The sequence below is a fragment of the Cysteiniphilum litorale genome (assembly GCF_003428165.1).
Taxonomy (GTDB): domain Bacteria; phylum Pseudomonadota; class Gammaproteobacteria; order Francisellales; family Francisellaceae; genus Caedibacter; species Caedibacter litoralis.
In genome coordinates this window covers 71,407-92,207 of record NZ_QLIQ01000005.1, presented here as the reverse complement: position 1 = coordinate 92,207, position 20,801 = coordinate 71,407, and the positions used below count along the sequence as shown (strand labels likewise).

At 35.7% G+C, this 20,801-nt stretch carries 17 protein-coding genes; 2 read left to right on the top strand and 15 right to left on the bottom strand.

Annotated features, from left to right (window positions below; genetic code table 11):
* Positions 1-243 precede the first annotated feature (243 nt).
* Positions 244-1,341: a hypothetical protein gene (locus DNJ75_RS03765; RefSeq protein WP_150468814.1), complete on the top strand. Its 1,098-nt coding sequence runs from the start codon at positions 244-246 to the stop codon at positions 1,339-1,341.
* Between the two features lie 4 nt (positions 1,342-1,345).
* On the opposite strand, the gene DNJ75_RS03760 is transcribed toward DNJ75_RS03765, so the two are convergent.
* From DNJ75_RS03760 to DNJ75_RS03690, 15 genes are all read right to left on the bottom strand, one after another.
* On the bottom strand, positions 1,346-2,059 hold the full coding sequence (locus DNJ75_RS03760) for a hypothetical protein (protein WP_117001850.1): 714 nt from the start codon (positions 2,057-2,059) through the stop codon (positions 1,346-1,348).
* On the bottom strand, positions 2,053-2,247 hold the full coding sequence (locus DNJ75_RS03755) for a hypothetical protein (protein WP_117001849.1): 195 nt from the start codon (positions 2,245-2,247) through the stop codon (positions 2,053-2,055). Before DNJ75_RS03755 ends, DNJ75_RS03760 begins: the two co-directional genes overlap by 7 nt.
* Positions 2,231-4,975 (bottom strand): DotA/TraY family protein, encoded by a 2,745-nt coding sequence (locus DNJ75_RS03750; RefSeq protein ID WP_117001848.1) that lies wholly within the window; start codon positions 4,973-4,975, stop codon positions 2,231-2,233. Before DNJ75_RS03750 ends, DNJ75_RS03755 begins: the two co-directional genes overlap by 17 nt.
* The gene (locus DNJ75_RS03745) at positions 4,968-5,405 is read right to left on the bottom strand and encodes a hypothetical protein (protein WP_117001847.1); all 438 of its coding nucleotides are present in this window, start codon (positions 5,403-5,405) and stop codon (positions 4,968-4,970) included. Before DNJ75_RS03745 ends, DNJ75_RS03750 begins: the two co-directional genes overlap by 8 nt.
* 21 nt (positions 5,406-5,426) lie before the next feature.
* Positions 5,427-6,053, bottom strand: coding sequence for a DotI/IcmL/TraM family protein (locus DNJ75_RS03740; protein ID WP_117001846.1), 627 nt, complete (start codon positions 6,051-6,053; stop codon positions 5,427-5,429).
* On the bottom strand, positions 6,050-6,496 hold the full coding sequence (locus tag DNJ75_RS03735; RefSeq protein ID WP_117001845.1) for a type IVB secretion system protein IcmW: 447 nt from the start codon (positions 6,494-6,496) through the stop codon (positions 6,050-6,052). The genes DNJ75_RS03740 and DNJ75_RS03735 overlap by 4 nt, the downstream gene beginning before the upstream one ends.
* Complete coding sequence (locus tag DNJ75_RS03730) at positions 6,497-9,487, bottom strand: hypothetical protein (RefSeq protein ID WP_117001844.1); 2,991 nt, start codon at positions 9,485-9,487, stop codon at positions 6,497-6,499.
* Positions 9,488-9,505: 18 nt separating this feature from the next.
* The gene (locus tag DNJ75_RS03725) at positions 9,506-10,261 is read right to left on the bottom strand and encodes a hypothetical protein (RefSeq protein ID WP_117001843.1); all 756 of its coding nucleotides are present in this window, start codon (positions 10,259-10,261) and stop codon (positions 9,506-9,508) included.
* Between the two features lie 43 nt (positions 10,262-10,304).
* A complete protein-coding gene (locus DNJ75_RS03720) occupies positions 10,305-11,432 on the bottom strand; it encodes a TrbI/VirB10 family protein (protein WP_117001842.1) in 1,128 nt (375 codons plus the stop codon).
* Entirely contained in the window at positions 11,425-12,258 is an 834-nt protein-coding gene (locus tag DNJ75_RS03715; RefSeq protein ID WP_224742218.1) for a DotH/IcmK family type IV secretion protein, read from the bottom strand. Before DNJ75_RS03715 ends, DNJ75_RS03720 begins: the two co-directional genes overlap by 8 nt.
* Positions 12,259-12,405: 147 nt before the next feature.
* Positions 12,406-13,542: a hypothetical protein gene (locus DNJ75_RS03710; RefSeq protein WP_117001840.1), complete on the bottom strand. Its 1,137-nt coding sequence runs from the start codon at positions 13,540-13,542 to the stop codon at positions 12,406-12,408.
* Entirely contained in the window at positions 13,542-14,840 is a 1,299-nt protein-coding gene (locus DNJ75_RS03705) for a hypothetical protein (protein ID WP_117001839.1), read from the bottom strand. The genes DNJ75_RS03710 and DNJ75_RS03705 overlap by 1 nt, the downstream gene beginning before the upstream one ends.
* Before the next feature lie 155 nt (positions 14,841-14,995).
* The gene (locus tag DNJ75_RS03700; protein ID WP_117001838.1) at positions 14,996-16,333 is read right to left on the bottom strand and encodes a hypothetical protein; all 1,338 of its coding nucleotides are present in this window, start codon (positions 16,331-16,333) and stop codon (positions 14,996-14,998) included.
* A 292-nt stretch (positions 16,334-16,625) separates the two neighbouring features.
* Positions 16,626-17,225, bottom strand: a complete 600-nt coding sequence (locus DNJ75_RS03695; protein ID WP_117001837.1) for a hypothetical protein — start codon at positions 17,223-17,225, stop codon at positions 16,626-16,628.
* Between the two features lie 83 nt (positions 17,226-17,308).
* On the bottom strand, positions 17,309-18,469 hold the full coding sequence (locus tag DNJ75_RS03690) for a hypothetical protein (RefSeq protein WP_117001836.1): 1,161 nt from the start codon (positions 18,467-18,469) through the stop codon (positions 17,309-17,311).
* Positions 18,470-18,965: 496 nt separating this feature from the next.
* Between DNJ75_RS03690 and DNJ75_RS03685 the strand changes: the two genes are divergently transcribed.
* Positions 18,966-20,795 carry a hypothetical protein gene (locus DNJ75_RS03685; protein WP_117001835.1) on the top strand — a complete coding sequence of 610 codons (1,830 nt, stop codon included), beginning with the start codon at positions 18,966-18,968 and terminating at the stop codon, positions 20,793-20,795.
* Positions 20,796-20,801 lie beyond the last annotated feature (6 nt).

The window sequence follows — 20,801 nt, the reverse complement described above, 5'->3', positions numbered from 1 at the left end:
ATCAATGTAGACCAATAGAAATTAAGGACAACTTTATTGATTAAATATAAGCAAAACGTTAAATTAATTTTAATATTTTACGTGAAACCACTGCTTTATATCTCTTAAACTGGCAAAATTAATAACTTTAAGGTGAATACAATTATAAAATATTTATTATTTCAACTATTTTTTTATTTGATATAGATCAAAAAAAAGCTCAACATCCATATCACATTAAAATCACAAAATGATTTAATAATAATGATAATAAATAAACTTCCATCAATTAGTTTGCTTTTCTTGTGCAATCTAGTGACACAAAATGTCATAGCCTCATCATGGGATACCACGCTATGCATTGAAAATGACTTGGCTTTCCCCGTTCACCTTAAAACAGGAACTATGACCAATGAAGACTGGGATGGTGATTCTCGCCCTGATCACAATCTTGATAATTCAATTATCACAGCTAATACTACAATCTGCCAACGAGAAGAAATCAATACTTATGTTCAAAACCATAGACAAATAGCTTTTGCGCTTTACATTAACGGTCAACGGTCTGATTTTTCCTTAGCAAACATTCCTAACGTATGTATTGGAAAATCTTGCACCACAAATACAGGCTATTTTTGGACCGTTACTGATAACTCAGCGTTGATTGGCGAAAGAAGTTCCAACATTAACTGGGAAATTAAACCTAATTATTCTTCTGGTTTTGAGTGTTCAAATGGTAAAAGCTGCGCACTATTTAAGGTGTCCTCTCAGGTGCCAAATCAACCCTCGCCGTCACCTCCTCAAGATAAAAAGTACAATCTCCAATTCAAAAATATCAGCACTAGTAGTGTTAATATCCCTACTTTCAAAATTGGCATCAATCAGACTACCTTAATCATTCCTCAATCGCAAAATTTGTTGATTAGCCAACAAAATGATGATGTCTTTAAAAAATATATAAACATGGAAGGTGGTGACGACCTAGTTTCCACCATTCTAAGCGCCCCTAGTATGCAAGGATGTAGCGCCATCCCAGACCCGCTGATGTCGGGTGGATTAAATGCTTATTCATGCCCGATGCAAATAGGGCAAAGTCAAATGCAACTTATTGTTAGTAATACCAATGAGGCAAATATATTTCTTGGCATTAAGCTTGGTGTTTTTGATACAAAGTATAATATAAAACACACACTTTTTTGGTCAGATTACCCTCAAGAATGTTTCATAATTAATTTTGATAAGATAGATATTCCAACAACAGATAACATAGATTTAACTAAAGATATAACATTTAACTTCATTAATAATGCCAACAAATGTAATGAGTTTAAGAAAGAAGGTTGGCAAGCATACCAGTATTGAAGTATTAATAAATAGAGATACTCTTCATATCAGATGATTTATTGGATAGCCAACTACAAACAGGAGATCCTTGATTTTTATGTTGACAAATAAATATCACACTATCTCCTACCTTTGTGTAGCCAACATTTGTATTATCACAATTTATATTACCTTTACTAATAGTACACATAGTCGGGCTAGCACTAAAAAACACCTGATAAACACCATTATTAATATCAAGATCACGATAAAAAATATCTTGACCATTTTCTTTGACTGATATATTTCCTAACCCAATAGGCAAAACCGAAGTACGACTGCAAGCTGTTGCTTGCGCATTGGCTATATCTCCATCATTATCCTCACTCCAGTCACCACGCACAAGATCAGCATAGTCATTGCCTTTTATTTTACCTACATGTCCCCACCATCCCGTCCAAGCAGAGTAGTGATCTGATAAGTTAACAATCATATAGCCACCTTTATTATCCGAAACCTCTATATTGGGGGTACCATATGTCGCCACATTTTTTATTGTTTGTCCTGATAAGACAGTTGTTGTAACTTCTTTGCCAGCAATCACATTGTAATCATCATTTAACTGTGCCACAGTTATTTTTAGTGGGTAGGGGCAATTGTTTTTTAATGAAACATTTAACTGAGGATTATACCCAGATGAGAAGCCAAGCAATGGCAAAGTGCTTCCCACGAATACACAGTATATTTTCTTTAACATTTAGTCTCCTTATATGCTTGCATTGATATGACCTGACTACCTAAAGTTATACCCATCACTAACCATTTTTCAGTATCTGTGTCTTTGAATTTATCGCGCAGCTTTACACTGATATTTTGCTGAGCATCCGTAGTATATCTATCACCTAAAATTCCTGTAACTTTATCTAAATTATTCGCTGCCCACATCTGCCCCTGTTTCTCCTTCACTCGCTTTCTTCGACTGTCCGAACTTATAAGGAGATCGTGCTGAGGTAAAGCTCTGCATACCTGAAGAGACAGACTCTGTGTACTGTGTTTGTGCCTGATTGGCCTTTTCTTCAGCTTGTGTGCCTGATTGCGCCAAACCTGACGCATTTTGTGACACATTTGATTTCATCTCTTGTAAGTCTTCGACACCTGCCCTTTCACTGGCATTATGCCCGACCCATTGCATTACTTTATCCGGTAGCAAATAAATTAACGAAAAGCATTTATTAAAAGCGATGGCTATAAAGCTTGCATACAGAAATACACACAACAAACTAAACGTACCGTTGACATAAACTGAGCTACCCTCAAAGATACTACTAATTTCAGTCATAATAGAATGAAAGCCTGTTGCCGAAAAACTAATAACAACATAGGTTAAGACAATGCCTGCTAATAAGCCGACGATCATTAACACTGGGCGCAATACAATATTCAACATAATTTGAATGCCTGTTTCTGCTTTACCAAAGACTTCATGTCCTTGAGGGTAAACAATACCCAGGGCAACAATTGGTGCTGCAATCAATGCTTCAATGACCAGCAGAAGCCAAGCAATTTTACCCGCCCAAAACAAAATAAATGGTGCCAATGGAATAATTAAAGCAAATAATACCCCAATACCAAAAAGGGTGATAAGTACAAAGAATACAATAGGTAACCAGATAAAAGAACTCATAATCTTAAGCATTAATGAGCCAAATCCTATTTGAATCCCACCAATGCCAAGAGCAGCTGTTGTTGAGCCAATATCTGTAAGCGGTGTAGCGCTTAAACCTATTGCTAATGCTGATACACCGCTATATGCGACCGCAATCCATGACCTATAATCATACACCTTACCATCAAATGCATTATAAATACTAAATAAGCTTGATATGGTTGTTTTTATAATTGCTAGCCCCACCCCTTGAATTTGTTGCATCATCGAGAAATGATTCTCTACCACATTAGTTCCTTTGGAATTCACAGAGCTACCGATATTATAAATTTGCGCCATGATGCCATTTTGATCAATATCATCATTAACGGACATTTTTGCTAGCATTGTTGAGATAAACTGCGAGGCTGGTGAGGAGATATCTCGCTCGATATTAGTCGTTGGCAAAAAACTGACTTGATTATTTTTTAAGAAAGTTAATATTTTCAAGGTATCTGTTGCAATTAGCTGATCTTTTTCAGAGGATGGTTGACTACTTTTCTCATCTGCACTTAATAAATTACTGATTAGAAATAAAAATCTACCTTGTTGAAAGGACATATTCATCGGCACAATATTATTTACCAGCTGCGTACAAGAAGTAATACTATCACTCGCTATTAATTTTTGTCCCAAGGATATACAGTATCTATCATTCCCTTGAAACGCTTTTGTCAAAGTGTCTTCAATTTTACGCATATCAAAGCCTAATTTGTTTAGACTTTTGTTCTGACTATCCTCTTTGGTTAATGTTAACCAATTACTCTCGTGAAGACTTGCCTTATTTGCTAATCCTACCTTGTAATTGCCTCTCATAAGATCCGTTGTGCTAATGTTGTTTAGATGATATTTTATTTTGACCTTATCTAGATTAATATCTATCATTGAGTTTGCATTGCTTTGCTGCAACTGATCAAAAACTTTAAAGTTTTTATAAAACTTTTCAAGGTTATTTGAAAAACTTTTGTCTAGATTAAGGTATTGCTGATCTGCATTCCACCAGCCTTTTGTCGTATCAACCTTATCATCACTCTGTTGTTGGTTACTTTGCTTTATTTTCTTTTCAAGCCCATTAATAATATTGTCAGAGAGTTTAATTAAAGCCTGTGAGTTTAGGTTGATACTTTGCGGATTTTGCGAGTAATCAACAATTGTTGTCAAATCAGTGGCGTCATTAGCATATTGGTTAATCGCATCAGTAAAATCACTTTGTTGTCTAATCGGCGGATAAACATCAAATAGTCCATTGTAAATCACATCTGTAATTTTTACCTGCTGATAATGATCCCCATCTAAAAACGACCATTTATTCATACCCTGATTTAAAAATGGTGACCAAGATGCAAAATCATTCACTGAACTTGCAAAAATCGAATCAGCAATATTAATGATATTAGCGGGGGTAGCCTCTGCATTAATTGGCATGTTACATCTAACATAACCTGATGCTGGTGTACATAAATTCTGACTTTGCTGGATCATATTTTCCGCGAAGTTTGCCAACATAAAGGTGCCAATATCATCCTTTATACCAGAGGATATATCTGAGCTGATCACAGGGGGTAAATGTTTGTGTGCGATATCATTATTAACTGATTGCCAGACATAGTCGGCAAAATAGATCCCTGTCGACAACGCCATAAATACCAGATACTGCGCAAAGCAAAAGCCAGACTTAACCGGAATTGCCGCCATACTGCCAAAAACACTACGAATAGGAATCCAATAAGAGTCCCAATTTTTCCCTAGAAATGTACCATCTCTTGCCGTGTTTATGGTGCCAATAATCACTATATAAGCATAAATAAATATGACCACACTCAAAAGCCCAAGGTTAAAGTGATAAATAATCGCTTTAAAAGCTGTGTGCGTTGTATCATTAATTGAACTAGCCGGTCCATCAATGCCAAAAATTTCATTGAGTACCTTCCATGAAGCATCATTTGTTGATTGCGCAAAGCTAATCATTCTTTTTCTCCCTTTGATGTGTAAAGCCTAACAACCAGTCTTTAAAGCCGCATCCAAAACGCTTTTGTTTAATTTGATACAACCAAAAATGATGTTTAAATGCTTGAGCTAAACTTAAAATAGTCGCTGCGAATGCTAATAGCGAAAGCCAATACAACTTACTCCATAGTAACCACAGACAATACGTAAATATCACTGCGGTAACCAGTAAACATCCTTTGTATATCAGTCTCAATTTTGTGGTGATCAATATAAGCTTGTCATCATTAATATCTAGACTTTTCAGATCGTCATAACAAATATTTGACTGCGATGTTGGCACTGAAAATAAGTTTTTAAAAAGACTGATAATTGCCTTGCTTTGCAACTTCAGTACATCAACCATCAGCAGCTTTCTCATGCGTTTTAAACGTTGTTTTTTCTTAAACATCAGACTTCCTTCTACGCGCGATTAAAATGTTAAGTTACTGCTTTGAATAATTTGTGCGATGCCAAATAAACTTTGATTAGCATCTTTGACTTTTTGCTGTTCAAGAGTAACTTGTAGTATTACTTGAATGTTTTGTACTTCATCCCCTTTGGAGTAACTTATCAGTAAAGGGACTTGTATTTTCCAACTACGAATGCCAGATAGATAGCCTTCAGCCGTGACTACTGGGACATCATTTAGTGTCGCGCTAACCACAATTTTCTTATTTTTTATCTGCGTTAAAGTATTTGTAAATGCGCTATTGAAACTACGCCAACCATCACTGGTAAAAAGTGGCTCAACTCCACTTAGCTCATGCCGATAATTTAGAAAATCTAACGCATAAACTTTTACAATGTTTTGGCTAACCCAGTTAATGACCATCTGATTATTGATGCTTGGTGTCTCAGCTAGCATGATTTGTTTGATCACGCCATGGTCATTAACTGCTAGAAACTTTTCTTGTTTACTATGGTAGCAATACCAACATGCCAGCAATAAAAATACATTAAACAAACCGCTAACGATAATGACTTTTATCAGCAATCTGAAATTCTCGCGATAGAATGAAGCATTTTGCATGACGAGTTTTAAATTATCTTGCTTCATGACACTTCATCCATTGTGCGAGTTAATACTTTTTCTAAGATATGCAGACGCTCATAACACATAATTTTGGTAATAATCTGACATTTTTCAAAAGAGATGCATCGCTTAAGCAAATACTGAAAATCATTATTGGATTCACCATTTATGATTGTGTAAAACTCATTAAACATCTCGGCATTTTCCTCTGCTAAATGCTGCATGTAGTACATTAGTATTTTTGTTGGTAACATATTAGCCACTTCAATAATTCTAATGACGTTCTCTTTAGTTACTGGCCAGATATAGCTTTGCTCAAAAAAAATCTCAAGCTCATGATAATCCCCGTCATCGAAACTAAAATCATTATCGTCGATTTCAATTTGCTCAAAAGCATCTAATAAATCATTGATATAAGCATTTGAGAATGATGTCCAATAGCTGTTTATTTCATCGTGTAAAGACATTTAACACTCCACATCATCAAGGTTAATTTCAGTGATACCAGATATTTGCATCAACATTTTTTTTATAAAGGCATTTGATAAAAACGAAATGCTTTTATTCGGATAAATCTGCGCCTGTATTTCAAAATAACGTTTGGCTGTGCCTGTTGGAAAGGCTTGTGATAACTGCAAAAGCGCTTCATTTACTGATAAGTGCTCAAAAAGTTGATCGCGAAGATAGATATCCTCAGCAGTTGTAGTAAAAGCCCATAGTTCATAGGCGCTTAAACTTAAGTTTAATAACTGTGTATTGATCCCAGACTTGGTATGGAACTGTGACAAAAAGGTCATTCCTGTGGCACTAGGACCATGAACATAGTGCTGCAAAGCATAGCGCTCCGTCTCATTCAGTCCAAACGTTTTGACTGTTTGATTCAGAGCACTATGATTGCCCCCACTTAAAATAAAAATAGAAGTTGCAAACTCTAGGATTACTGGGTCAAAATCAGCTAATGCCTGAGATGCTAGAACAACTTGCACATTTTGCTTTCTGCCTTCACGCATATCTTTGATTACTTGTTGGCGAATTGGCCAACAATTCGATGTGCGATGAAATTCGTCAAAAACAATACGTTTAGGAAGATTGATCATCGATTTAATTTTCTGGGTGTGATAGTGCTTGTAATTATCAGGTAATCCATTTAAGTCACTTAGCTTTAAATAAAATTGATTTGATGTTGCGTGTCTTACTAGCATATAAGCAATAGCTGATTTCTTCTCATCACTGGCGCTACCTGTTGTTACCACTGATGATAGATCAAATGCTGTCACACGTGAGGTGACCGACAACTTAGTGACCACATTGACACCTGGGTAATTACGGATACAACTGGCAATATTGCGACAAAAATACTCAATATAACTTTCACCATTGCTTAAGGTAAGTTTTTCGTACAAATCTACAATTGATGGGTGATGGACTGCTGATACCATATCAACTAATAGCGGCGAGGCATAGCGTTGTGCCAATTGTGCCAGTGATATTTCATTATGTATAAATAAATAATCGACTACATCCCACCAACTACTTATATTGGATGCAATAGCATGGTCAGTATGAAGCTGTAAAAATTCATCAATTTCGGTGACAATACCATCTAAATAAAGCTTTGGTTGATGTTCATCACTGGCATTGCGATATACAATATCAATCACCATTGTGATCATCGCACTCATCCCATCAGGTAGGCTGTGCGTAATATTTTCTAACATTAAAATAGATATGAAATTCACTAGAAAATGTCGATGCATAATGTTTGGTGTTCTTGAACCTAAATAGCTATCAAATGGATTGATTGCATCTTCAGTAGACAGGTGAAATCGATAACTTTGAGCAAGAGCTATACCCTGAGCATTATTGCTACGTTGCTGTAAAAGATGGATTAATCCAAAGGATGATTCGCCGATATCTAGGATTGAAATATACGGAAGTTCATCTAACCCAGCCCTTAAACATACACCAAGGTTCAGTTTATTTAATAACACTGATTTTCCTGCACCAGAGCGTGCATACACAAGTTCAACCCAACTGACCTGTAAAGAAGAACCACTTTGGTATGGCCATGTTTTGCCATCTGGTGTCCTAAAAATAGTGGATCCTGAGTCCCATGAACAAGCGGGTCTAAATAACGGCATCAATTTAACCGCATCACTTAATGGACAACCAACAACGCCCGGAACATGCTGTTTATCAAGCGCCAATAAAGTTGAACACACTGTTTTTGTTGGGTCACCAAATTTATCGCATACTTGTGCTCCACCCCAGCTTTGCACTGCTTTGATCAGCATTGACTTTTGTTGCATAAGTCGATCAAGATCATTCTTAGCTGCCCAAGTAACCAAACTAACGGACAGCTTAATAACAGGGACATCACTTTTTTCTTCTAAAACTTTTAATAATCTATGGGCATCACAAATCAGGCGATTTTCATGTGAGCAAAACTTTAGAAACTGCGCTAAAATTGACTTTGTTTTACTAACATTAATGCCATTATGTGACATACTGTAGCTCATTTGCCAAGGAATATTACTTTCAACCAGAGCTCTAAATAAATTGAAAAATGGTTTTATGTCTTTTGGAAATAACTCAATAGTAACTGGGGCATAGCAGTATTCTCCAAAAGAGGCTTCAGATACTGACATATTCATACCATCTTCGGTGAAAAGCTGCTGTGAAAAACTTGGCCAAAGCAAATAATTTTCATCGCTATTCGTATCAAAATAGTGTGCTTCACCTGGCAATAAAGCTTGCCAAGTTTTTTGCTGATGATTTGGTGTTATCTGCCATTTGATGATCGATAGTATGCGATCTACTGTCAGTAGTTTCATACTAATTTGCATTACTTTTAATGCATTGATGATCAGTGACATCACTGATTGATGCGCCAGTCTTATCTCAGGCAGGACATTTAAAAACTGCTGTGATTTAGCAGAAAGCTTCAGTTCTAAATCTTTGATGGATTTGGCTTTATGCGTGAATGCACGTTTTTTTTGTGCACTGTCTATGATTGCTGAAGTCGTCCATATGCACAAATAAACCTGCTCAAAATTACATTGCTGAGAAAGATGTTCTTTAGTTTTAGTAAAATAATCTGACAATGGAATATCAAGGCGTTTTGCAGTATGGATGCTTGATTGTTGGAGCCTATCGATTTGCTCACCAATATCGCTTGGATCATATCGGTATAAACATTTAACAATATGCCCTTGTCTTTGTAACAGTGGTGTTAGCGCTTGTTGCAAATGACCTGACAGCTCCTTGAACTCAAGATCCGAAATTAATTTATTCACACCTGAGAAGTCAATGACTGAAAGTAATGAGCCATCCTGAGTGATCAGCGTATGTTCATCATCAGCGCTTTCTAGTTCGCAGTAGCTTGCTAAAGACTTTTTACTGTACTTATCAAGCCAAGCAAAACATTCTTCAACACCTTGATACAAGCGATTTAACATAACCATACTCCAATGTGCTTATGAAAATACATAACCAGATGACATAAAGACTTTATTATGAGTACTATCTATCTTTAGCACTTTGCCATAACCTGGAATCTCAGTATTTTTGACAACTGTACGCGTATAGCCATTTTGATCCTCAAGCCAAGCAATCCCATCAACAATCGCCGTTAAATTAAGTTTATCGATACTCGCCATTCTCGCTGCACTCATCGCTTGCAATTGGTTTTCAATATTGCCTAGTGCGGTTTGAGCTTTTTGCATTGCATCACTATTTTGTGTCATTTTCGCTATACCTTCTTTTAGTGTGCCAAGGTCAGCTTCTATTGATTTAATATGTTGTGCCAAAATTAAATAGCTTGATTTTAACTCTTTTTGTGTTTGCTGCTGCATCGTGACTAATGACTGCAACTGTCCCTCTGTCACAGTTTCATGCTTTTGATTTAATGGCTGTGGTCTATAGGCAGGATAATTATTGCCACTAACAGGTAAGCTAGGTGAGTCGATTTGTTGCCACTGCTGATCAGGCACTTGATTACTCGATAGATCTTTTTGACTAGGATGTGTTGACGAAAAAAGCGGACTAAGTAATAAATAAGCACCAAAAATCATCGCAATGCCAGTGACTGCATAAGCAATATGTATTTTCTCAAATTTAAACCGTTGTGGTTTGGTTGATAGCGTTTTTGATGAATATGACGCATCTTGAGTCAATGAATTTTCTCCATGCTCATTTTGATCATTTTGACTTTTAAAAACATCCTCTTGCATAGTATTAATCTCCAAATAATTTTTGCATCTGTGTAATCAGTGATTACACTTTCCCCGGACGAACATCATCCATAATTAAAATGCCAATAGCAGAACCCTGCGCGAGCTTTACTGTCGGCGGCATATTAAACTGTTGTGCCATTGCATTACTCAATGCACTACCAATCTGACCTAAGCCCGCATAGGCGGCATTTTGGGTGGTCACTTCTGCTTTTTGTGTGTTTTTTTGTGTGTTAATGCAGATTGTTGCATTTGGCGGGCAGGCACTATTTTGTCCATTTGAAAAATAAGTTCCGAACCCTTGTAAAAATGCAGCCGAAAACAAACTTCCATAGCGCAACAAATAGTGATGGTTAACACTTGTTGCCATGGCACTTTGTGCTGTATTTTGATCAATCGCATAAGCGTTGATTGCCATACTACTACTGTCACTAGGAATCGACATCCGTGTGAATTTAACCACCAGTTTGTCTTCTTGACGCTCAAAATTACCCAATAATTTTGCACCTTTATAGTTGCCAACGACTATCGTCGCTAATACCGGAGTATTCGCCTGATCACTATTAAGCGCTGTGTTTAAGACGGCAAATAAAATATCACCGGCTTTTAACAATACGGAACCATTTTGCGCAGTTGATGCATCAGTTGCTGTGTTATCACCGTTATTAATAATCACTTGCTGCATGGTAGGCACTTTATTCCATACATTAATTAACTGCTGAAAATTATTTTGCTCTGCCTGTAAAGATGATGAATTATCACTATTTGACCACTCTTGTCCCTGAGATGCTATTGAGGATAGACTATTTTTATCCTTCTCATTTGCTTGCTGCTGATAAAATGACTTAGGATCCTCACTTTTAGATGCTTGTTGATGATCATCTTGCCCGTTCGTACTAAAAATATTTTCTATATAACTATCTTGAGATTGTTTTGCCTGAGAAATATCTTCTTTATTTTGCTGTTGAATCAGTTTGTCATATGCGCCTTTATGTAGGTTATTTGGCTGATTTGGTGCAATCTCATTATCGATAGATGATGACAAATAGGTTTTAGAGCTGTTTGAAAAGACAGATATCCCAATAATAATTGCCGTTGCACTACCAAGAAAAACACAAAGAATTTTGATTCTAGGGTGTTGCGCAAAAAATTTCAGCATTGCCTTAAGCATTGTTATCCCCAATCATCACTTTTTTTAGACCTGAATTTGTTGAAACCAGTACCACCGAAGTTGGATTAATTTCATAAGCATTCATATGTGCAGTCGTATTATCCTCAGCATGATGAGTCCATGAAGGTGATATCAACGCCCCTTCGGTGATTAATAAATAATGTCCTTGATAATGCCATGCACTAAGCGCACTATCTGAGACAGTTAACTTTTTTGCCTCATCCGGCACGATGCCGTGCAGTAAATCAACCAATACACCGCTATCTAACTGAGTCAGCTCACTGTCACTGTGTCCATTAGAGTCAACCACACGAATATAGTCTAAATAGTCCCATTGCGACTGTGTTGATAACAACGTGATCGTCACGGGAATTGATAAGCCATTGAGCATAACGGCCATATTCGTCTCAGCATACGGCTTTATTGCTTGCATCATTAAGACGTTATTTTTCTTATCCCAATCCACCTTGAAATCACCACTATTACCAATGACATAACTGCCAATTGGCAGAACATTGCCATTGGCATCTGTGAAAATAAGCGAGGTAACCACGCCAACGCCCAAGCGAACATTTGGTGGTGTAATATGTTTAGTTGGATTAAGACTTGTCATTAATACGCGTGATACTCCTTGCGTTCCTGACATTGCTGGCACCGTTGATGCTGCTTTCTGACGCGCAGAAACATCCGTTTTAATCTCCTTAATTTGACCTGGTGTTAGCGGAAACATCGAGCTGACTAATTGATCAATATCATTTGTGTTTGCAAAAGATATCTGCGTCAAAAAACCAAAGGTAATACCAAGTAAAATATGTATTCTTCTCATCAGAAATTGATTATTTTTGTGTTTTGTCACGAAGATAATGCAGCACTACAGCACTTGCAAAAATTAAGTGTTGAATTCAGCTAAACGTTTATTTAGGCATTAATTTACAGTAGTTTAACGGGAGTTAATCAAAGGATGGTTAACGTTCTATGGCTCTTGGTTTGATTGAAAATCAGTATTTGAATTTAAGCTTTGATTCGCAAATAAGCACCGATGATTAACATTGGAATTATTAGTCGTATCTATTGCATTTTGTTCTGAGGTTAACAGGCTTTCTCTGCTGAGTAGGATGTCAGTTTCTTCATCAACTTCATGACATTTCATTATCTCCTGCTCTGGGTCATAAAAATTATCTTTATCAAGATGTGGGTCAAAATATTTATTTAGTACTGTTCTGTAGTCTATATTCTCTAAAAGCTCTGAACGTACATGGTTAAGCAATGCTGAAATCCAGATAGCAACATAACGCGTACAATCAGTTTGATACGGCAATTGCACACCAAAATCAACCGTATTAATTTCACGACCCGGAAAGTATTTCGATAGATTATTTTTCAACTCATCATAGTTTATAGGATCCATGTAATGCGATAATGAATTATAGATCTTTATATCTCCGTCCTGTCTAGTATTATCTATTGTCACAAGTACAGCATGTTTGCCGCTTCCAAAAGCATAGTCACAAGGTAATATCAAAAGTCCTTCTTTATCCTGATACCCGCTAATATTTTCACCGTTCTCCATAGAGAATAAATAATAATGACTCTTACCTTTTTGAAACAGGTTTGAGTTGCCATTTTTTTTAACAAATGCATTAACATAATTCGCTGTACACCCTCCCTCGCTAATACGATCAGTATAACGCATGACGCTAAAATAGGTTTGAGCTATAGGGGTGAAAAAAGAACTTGGAGTAATTCGCACTAAGTTGTCAGCAAAGTAACGATCAAGATTATGAACGATCATATCCTCAGCAGACTTAAACCCATATCTACGAGCACGCACATAATGACCATCCTTGTGATAACACAATGGATACCCCATTTGTTTTTTAAATAGATCAGCGCCATATGACATAAAGCCTTGCCTTCCAACTCTTAGCTCAACTGCTGCACCCTCTCCTAGGTGACTTCTACAGAATGCATTAACTAATTCATCAACTTGCTGTTCTGAGCAAACAAAAAAGTTATTTTTATCTATTTTTTTCCAGTCGCCTTCGATAGATATGCTCTTGTTAGCAACTAACGCATTATTTTTATAAACATATAATTGCAGATTCTTCATTACATCTGTGCTCCTAGTTTAAATTGACATAATTGATTATTTAGTTTCGCTGCCTGCTTAAAAAATGAAAACCGTTGCGGATTGTGGTTTTTCAATTTATCGTATAAAAACTTAGGTAATACAGCTTGCATACTTTTCAAGCCATAAGCGCCTGGTGAATTTATATCTGCAATTTGCTGCATATGCTCAGAGTAGAAAAGCTTTTTAAATATCTCAGCAAAATGCTTTTGATCTCTTTTAGAATAAAGATTAGGGAACCTCTTCTTCTCTTGATAGCAGACTAACAAAGCATCTGCAAATAACTTTACCATTCCGGCACGATCTTTACCTGACTTGCAAGTTGTATGTGTTTTACCACCTAGGTGGTTAACTGCAATAAGCTCATAAGCAGCACGTGATAGCATATCACGTCGATTTGGATAGGTTGTATTCATTGCTTTTTTATATTGTGCTAAAGCATCAGCAACCAATTTATTATCTGGTTGTTCAGTTTCATTAAGTTGCTGAAGTCTTTTGACAACTTCCCTACGCTGCCACAGGCTTACACCAAAGAAAAAATTATTACAAAGATAATTATTAAGCTTGCACAATAGCGACATATTAATCGAATGGTTTGTGCTCAATACAGTCACACCCTTCAAAACATTCTTGAAATTATCTATCGCCTTATGTTTATAGTGTAACATTTGGTTTTCTTTACCTGTAACAAACCCTGCAATGCCTGGCTTAAGCAAGGTTTGATATAGCATTAATTGAGGTGCGTTATTGTCATCTTGCTGGTAAATTTCTCGAGCATTGTTTTGTGTTTGAGCAATAATGCTCTTTTTTCCCATTTTTGACTGATATGGCACAAGAACCGAGCTAGAATGCACATCAGATTCCCAGAGCTTTTTATCATCATATAACACATTGTGCAGCCAGTAATTGCTTATGCCTGAGCGGCGATCAGCGCTACTTTGAAACACTCGATCAGCATAAATACTATAAAGTGTATACTCTTGGGCTTTTTTGGCATCATTTGATTGTATTGTATCTTCAATTTTATGATTGCTATTTATAGCACTTAATTTTTGAAAAGACATAAACTCAATTTTATTTTCCTTGATAAATTGGTTTACTTTGTTTACTAATTTTTTATCCGGAAATGTAAGGTTTTTTGCTTCTTTGATTTTTCCTTTTTCAATATTGTCAAATGGCGTTATACCTTGATTCTCATCAACCATTTTCCGCAGTAATTGAAGCGTTTTTTCTTCGCGTAATTTTTGTGCATTATTTAAATTAAAGCGATACTTATTCATATTAGGTTCTCTCTATTACTATCTGGAGTTACTATGTCATGATGTAAAAACAAACTGCATAAGCTATCACCTCTCCTCTTGTGGGAGAGGTCGCACAACTTAGGCTGTGTTGGTGAGGGGAATTTGAACCTCAACTTAATTTTGATTGATTGCTATCAAGTCTCTTGTACAGGATCATTCTCAGCAGGCTTGCTTTCAATTTTCTCTTTAAATGGCATCGGCTTTTCGTTAGATTTCTCTATAGCGCGCAACGCCTCATTAAACAGCTCATTATCACATGATGGATCTTTGTTAATAGTGACATTGCATTTTTCCCCTAGTGCTTTTAATTCTTCGAGCGCACTAAGATACTCCTCTTTTGTGGCATTGCCGACATGCTTAAAAGTAACCGTCACACCTTCCCCAGGTTGTGATTGAATCTTTGCTGCCACTAAAGCCGTTAAAGTTTTAGCAAACTGCTTAAATGAACTGTTTTGCGCTGATAGCGTAATCACTCCATTTTCATTATTTTGAGAAAGTGTGTATTGTTCACTGCCTTTTGTAAACTTAGCTGATTGATTCTGTTTTGCCTCATGCTCATTTGTTAAAGTGCCACCAAGTTCTTTAACTAAAGCCTCAATATTTTCCCAGTCAATAAATATTTTTTGACCAGACTTACTTGGCATGTGTGCAGATTTTTCGCTACCCTCACTACTTTTATGAATGTTAGGCAAACTATCTTTTTGTGCTTCTGTTGGTAAATTTACACTATTCTCAAAGTTAAAATCTCGACCCAAATCAAAACATGATTGACTTCTTTCTAATCGAGTAAACTTAAGAGGTTGGGTTATATTCAAGCTCTCTTCTAAGGGCTTATCTATACCACTCTCTTTTATACTTTCTTTAGAAAAATCTAAATCATTTGTGAAATATGATTGAAACTTTTCTGCTTCCTGAGGTTTTAAATTACTCAGTTGACTTTCAGGCATTTCATTAATTACTTTTTGATATAGTCCTTCTAAATAGCTGTCTTCTATAGAACTTTCTAAATCTTCTTGCTCTTTAGTTTTTTCACTGATTACTGACAATGATAAATTTTGATCATCTGATAAATTACTTTTTAGTGACTCTTGTAAGACTTTAACTAAATAGTCTGATAACTCATGTAAGTCCTTTTTTAGCAATCTACATTCGTTAATTAACAGATACAAAACAGTGTAATAGTTAATTAGACTTTTCCTTAAATCATGATTAACAATCAATTCTGTTAATATTTGATATATACCCTGAACTCGATATTTTTGCTCTTCATTACCATTACTTCTGTCAGTATTAATGGCTCTAAAATCCGTAAGTAAACTATTATTCAAATCTCTTATAGAGTTTATTATAAATAATTTATCCTCACTATAGCTCGTATTTGCAATACATCGAATCTCGTCAATTTTCTCAAGCAATAATTTCTTTGCCTTAGTTTTAGCTGTGAGGTCTGGTAATTCAATTTCTTGACCCATTGCGGTTTATCTCTCCCATGAAATACTAATATAATTATAACTTCCTTAAAACTTGGTAACTGGAATTACGCACTTTAGGAAAACCATGATTTTATAAACACCCCGTCAGCCTACGACTGCCACCCCTCTTGAAAAGAGGGGAATTAGGCACCGGTAATTTTATATTCCCCTCTTTTCAAGAGGGGTGCCGAGCTTGCGAGGCGGGGTGTTGGAATATAAAAAGTCCGTGTAATACCGAGGGTTAAATAAAAAAGTTGGACATTCTTAATGTATAAAATCATACTTTGAAGCCTTACGTGGCATATTCAGAAATATTATCGACCCTTATCTCAGCAATACTGTTATTAATGACTGATTGCAAATTAGGTTGCATTCCTTTAGAGAAATTTTCTAATTTTGCTATAAAATGCTCGATAAGCTGTTGATATCGCCCTTTAAATTGCTTAAAAGTTAATATATCAATTGCAGAAATACATTGACGAATATCTGATTTATAGCTCTTTTTTAACTCTTTTTCACGCGCAAAATCATCAAGATGTGCAGTTAAATTTGATTTTTCTCTTGCCATTATTTCACTGTTTTTAATAGCTAAATCATTTAAACCTTTTAAAGATTGAAGCTCTTTATTCATCAAATCACAATACTTAAACTTAGTTCTATAATAATCACCAAGAGCTTCTGTGTCACAGTCATATGCTGATTTAATGATATCAGGGTACTTTTTTTGCAATTGAATATGCTTTCTCTCTAGCATCGAAAACCCTTTATTTTGGCTATTTATGGTTGTATTTATTTGGTCAAATAGCCTTTGTTGTTTATTATCCGCATGATAAAGAAAATCCTTAAAAAGACACCACCATTTTGATGGTCTGCTTTGTGTCATTGTGGGCATACTTTTCCCCCTTAATTTGTTACAAGTGAATTTGTTGTTACTCTGAATAGATTTGAGATTTCTAAGCCTCAAAAGCCCAACGGTTATGAATGACTGACAATAGCTTCAGGAGCTTTTTCTAGTTCCTTATTTTTAATATAAAACGTAAGGAATTCTTGTGCTTTATTATCAATAACTTTTTGTATTCCTGATTTCTCAGGTTGCGGTTTGTCTGTTGCATTTTTAATAGCATAATGACTTACATCCTTTTTAATAGATGGGGTAGAGCTCTTTATGTCATGCTCAGCGCCCTTTATCAATGACATATAATCTGTTAATTTCAGGTCACTCCCCATATCAACCTCCTTAGCTTGATCAACGTTATCAAGACTCTCAAGTTTATTCTTGTCTTCAGTAGTAGCACGCTTTTTAGCTGCTTCTAATATAGCATTAGCAAGTCCTAGATCAGTTCTAGATGCTTCATCAATTTTAGCATATGTATCAATAGCTTCTTTGACAATGTTAATATTAAATTTCTCATGAGCTCCTTTGTCCACATAATCAACACTCTTCTTATCTAGTAAGACACAATCCACGGCTCCTTTTAATCTGTTTTCATAGCTAGGGTTTAAAAGCGATAATTTATAACAAAAGTTTTTAAATAAATTCATAATTTTCTGCCCAATAGATTTCAGAAAATCCATGAAGGTGTTGTTTTCTATATGCACTGCTTGATCATGCTTAGCATGTAAATTTTCTATCTTTTTAATATATTTATTTCTAAGATCACCTTCATTCAGACTTCCAGTAACTAAGTCCTTAAATAAGGATTCAAACAAACCATTATAATTTTCTCTATATTTTGCATATCTCTCCTTACAGACAGTAAATTCTTTAGTCATACCATCAGCAGCAGCATCCCATTTTGTCAGGTTCTCTGTATAAGACTTATGTAAAGATTCAAAATGATCTAATATGTCAATTTGTCGATCTAACTCGCCTTTACAGTAATCTATTTTTGCCTTTTCTTCTTTTGTAACACCATCTACATCTAAATTTACTATTGAAAGAAGCCCTCTTCCTATGGCTGTTAATTTATCTTTTAGAGTAATTAGATTCTCTAGCGTCATATCGTCATTTATTGATTGAAATAAGTTTTTATTTTTATTTCGATTTCCAAACTTCAAGGTCCTCGATTTACCATGATCCAAAACTGTATAAGTTAAGTTTTTAGCATTTTCTATTAATTGTTTCAAACTACCCATTTCATTCTCCTTTATTTAATGTCTTATAAAAAGTTAATTATCACCTCTGCCAGTCAAGCTATTGATCTGCCAGATGCGTTCACTATAACCAAGTTTTTTAGATATTTAAGCCTTTGACTCATGGATCGATCATTGCGCTTTAGCTTACGTATTTACCACATCAAAATAGGCAATTAATCACATTTTCTTGAGCGCTTTGCTCGATCTATCGCATTCGTATATCAAAGTCACACTATATTTCTTAATATTGCTGCTAATAACCAAACATTTTGTGCACTACTATCAGCTGCAAATATCAATCAAGATAATTATTAAGGAAAACAAATGCCTACATTTAAAACATAGTATAACTACCGTAATCAATATACGATCAGCTGTATTGTTGTGATTATTGGGGCGAATTTTATGAAGCATGGATTGAGTATTAATGCTTTTCTTTTGTGATGTTTATTACTTTGAGATTATTAACCAACAAAAATAAAAATAAGGAATCGTTATGAAAAAACTAACTCGAAGCATTACTTTAGGTCTATCTTGTTTAGGTAGTTTGGGGTATTCCCAAGAGCTTTATCTTTATTGCTATGCTAATGATGGCAGGAGTAATTATACCTACTTTAAAGAGGATTTACCTGCGCTTAAAGTTGACTCATCCCAAGGAAGTTATTATCTACTTAAAAGTGATGATATGAGTGACGATACGCTTAAACAATTGCGTCAGAAATGCCAAAAATTACTTGGTATTGCCGATGAAGATTTGCAATCAATCGAGCCCCGAGCTGATAGATATTCTTCGTTTAACTATTTTGGTCTCAATGGTAAGTATGGCTATCCACTCAAATTAGCGCTCAATGATGAATTATATCAACTACGTTACGGTAACAAAGCAGATGATTATTTGATGCCTGCTAGCCTGACAACATCATCTAGCTTTGACTATAAGGGACAGTATTTAAATGCACCTATCGCAGTTGAGACTGTGCTCACTGACAAAGTTAAAATCGCTCAGTTTATTAAAGACAGCATTTTAGGTTATGAGCCGATAGCGATCCGTGCAAATGGGTTAGGTGGTGGATTTGAGCGAGGAACAATCTTAATCAAAGGATTAACTCAAGCTCAGGCTAAACAAATATACGCCTTTTTGAATAATGCCACACGTTCTGAATCATATCAAAGAATCTCAACGCATGGCGACTTAGTGTGGGGAGTTGATCTACCAGATCATAGTTATATTCAGACACCGATTGAAACATTTAGACATGTTCTTTTTTCAATGCCCAAGCCTTATGATGATAGTGATCTTGATCTCGACAAATATGGCTCATCACTTACCAGCGAAATACCGAGCATTGATGAGGTAGCACAGTATGTCAATGACAATCGCTTTGTAGATAAGCCCTTTTATATTCGCTTGAAGCCTGAATCATATGGTTTTAATGATTATTTAAGTCAATTTGGTCATGCGCTTAGCTATGTCAAGTCTAAACTCGATAGCAGCTATAAAACAAAACCAGGCTATTATGGCGAGGGTGATAAAAGTAGTAATGGCTCGTTTGTCATCGATATTTCAGCTGATGCTAATCGCACCGACAATACAACAAGTGATTTTAGCTTGGCACCGATTAAGCAAAATAATCATAAGACAACGCATGAGACACCTCCACTTAACCAGACATCAGCAGACATTGGCGATGACTGGGACATTATTGATGCAACAGAGGCTTTGGAGGCAAAAGCATATACCGCCTATGAGCCTCTGGCTAGCATCTATCAAGCTCAAGCTAATTTATTAAGCAATAGTGGTTACATAGTCGACTACTCAACACGATACAGCAATACTCTTGAGCAATTGCAAAGAGATTATGAACGTCAAAACAAATACACCTTTAATGGTACCACCTATAGCACAACACATTTTGATACCTTTATTAAAGCGATAAATCAAAAATATGCATCACTTACTGATAATCTAAAGGCTAAAAATCTATGCTTTATACAACAGCTGCATCAAGGGCTTTCTGCTGCTTTTTATGGCGACAAGATGATGCCTCCCAGTATTGGAGATGACAATGATTTTTATATAATTAAAGAGCCATCTAATCAATCTTTTAGTCATTTTACAATTGAACATAATAAAGATGGCAGCATACGCATGGCTAAGTCCAAATTTTCCTTTCATGTCAATCAAAAAGACTTTGGTAGCGGAGAATCTAAAACAGTTGGCGAGCTTAAAATCAATGTCGATTTGTTACCTATTTATGAACAAGATACGCTGACTGGTATTCAATATAACAATATTGATTCGACCTATACGGAAATTACTACATAACATTAA

Bases quoted from the DNA above. Each gene is read 5' to 3' on its own strand.
- DNJ75_RS03700 (WP_117001838.1), bottom strand. From the start codon at position 16,333: ATGGGTCAAGAAATTGAATTACCAGACCTCACAGCTAAAACTAAGGCA.
- DNJ75_RS03690 (WP_117001836.1), bottom strand. From the start codon at position 18,469: ATGGGTAGTTTGAAACAATTAATAGAAAATGCTAAAAACTTAACTTAT.
- DNJ75_RS03705 (WP_117001839.1), bottom strand. From the start codon at position 14,840: ATGAATAAGTATCGCTTTAATTTAAATAATGCACAAAAATTACGCGAA.
- DNJ75_RS03745 (WP_117001847.1), bottom strand. From the start codon at position 5,405: ATGTTTAAGAAAAAACAACGTTTAAAACGCATGAGAAAGCTGCTGATG.
- DNJ75_RS03765 (WP_150468814.1), top strand. From the start codon at position 244: ATGATAATAAATAAACTTCCATCAATTAGTTTGCTTTTCTTGTGCAAT.
- DNJ75_RS03755 (WP_117001849.1), bottom strand. From the start codon at position 2,247: ATGTGGGCAGCGAATAATTTAGATAAAGTTACAGGAATTTTAGGTGAT.
- DNJ75_RS03760 (WP_117001850.1), bottom strand. From the start codon at position 2,059: ATGTTAAAGAAAATATACTGTGTATTCGTGGGAAGCACTTTGCCATTG.
- DNJ75_RS03735 (WP_117001845.1), bottom strand. From the start codon at position 6,496: ATGTCTTTACACGATGAAATAAACAGCTATTGGACATCATTCTCAAAT.
- DNJ75_RS03740 (WP_117001846.1), bottom strand. From the start codon at position 6,053: ATGAAGCAAGATAATTTAAAACTCGTCATGCAAAATGCTTCATTCTAT.
- DNJ75_RS03685 (WP_117001835.1), top strand. From the start codon at position 18,966: ATGAAAAAACTAACTCGAAGCATTACTTTAGGTCTATCTTGTTTAGGT.
- DNJ75_RS03750 (WP_117001848.1), bottom strand. From the start codon at position 4,975: ATGATTAGCTTTGCGCAATCAACAAATGATGCTTCATGGAAGGTACTC.
- DNJ75_RS03725 (WP_117001843.1), bottom strand. From the start codon at position 10,261: ATGCAAGAGGATGTTTTTAAAAGTCAAAATGATCAAAATGAGCATGGA.
- DNJ75_RS03730 (WP_117001844.1), bottom strand. From the start codon at position 9,487: ATGTTAAATCGCTTGTATCAAGGTGTTGAAGAATGTTTTGCTTGGCTT.
- DNJ75_RS03710 (WP_117001840.1), bottom strand. From the start codon at position 13,542: ATGAAGAATCTGCAATTATATGTTTATAAAAATAATGCGTTAGTTGCT.
- DNJ75_RS03715 (WP_224742218.1), bottom strand. From the start codon at position 12,258: ATGAGAAGAATACATATTTTACTTGGTATTACCTTTGGTTTTTTGACG.
- DNJ75_RS03720 (WP_117001842.1), bottom strand. From the start codon at position 11,432: ATGCTTAAGGCAATGCTGAAATTTTTTGCGCAACACCCTAGAATCAAA.
- DNJ75_RS03695 (WP_117001837.1), bottom strand. From the start codon at position 17,225: ATGCCCACAATGACACAAAGCAGACCATCAAAATGGTGGTGTCTTTTT.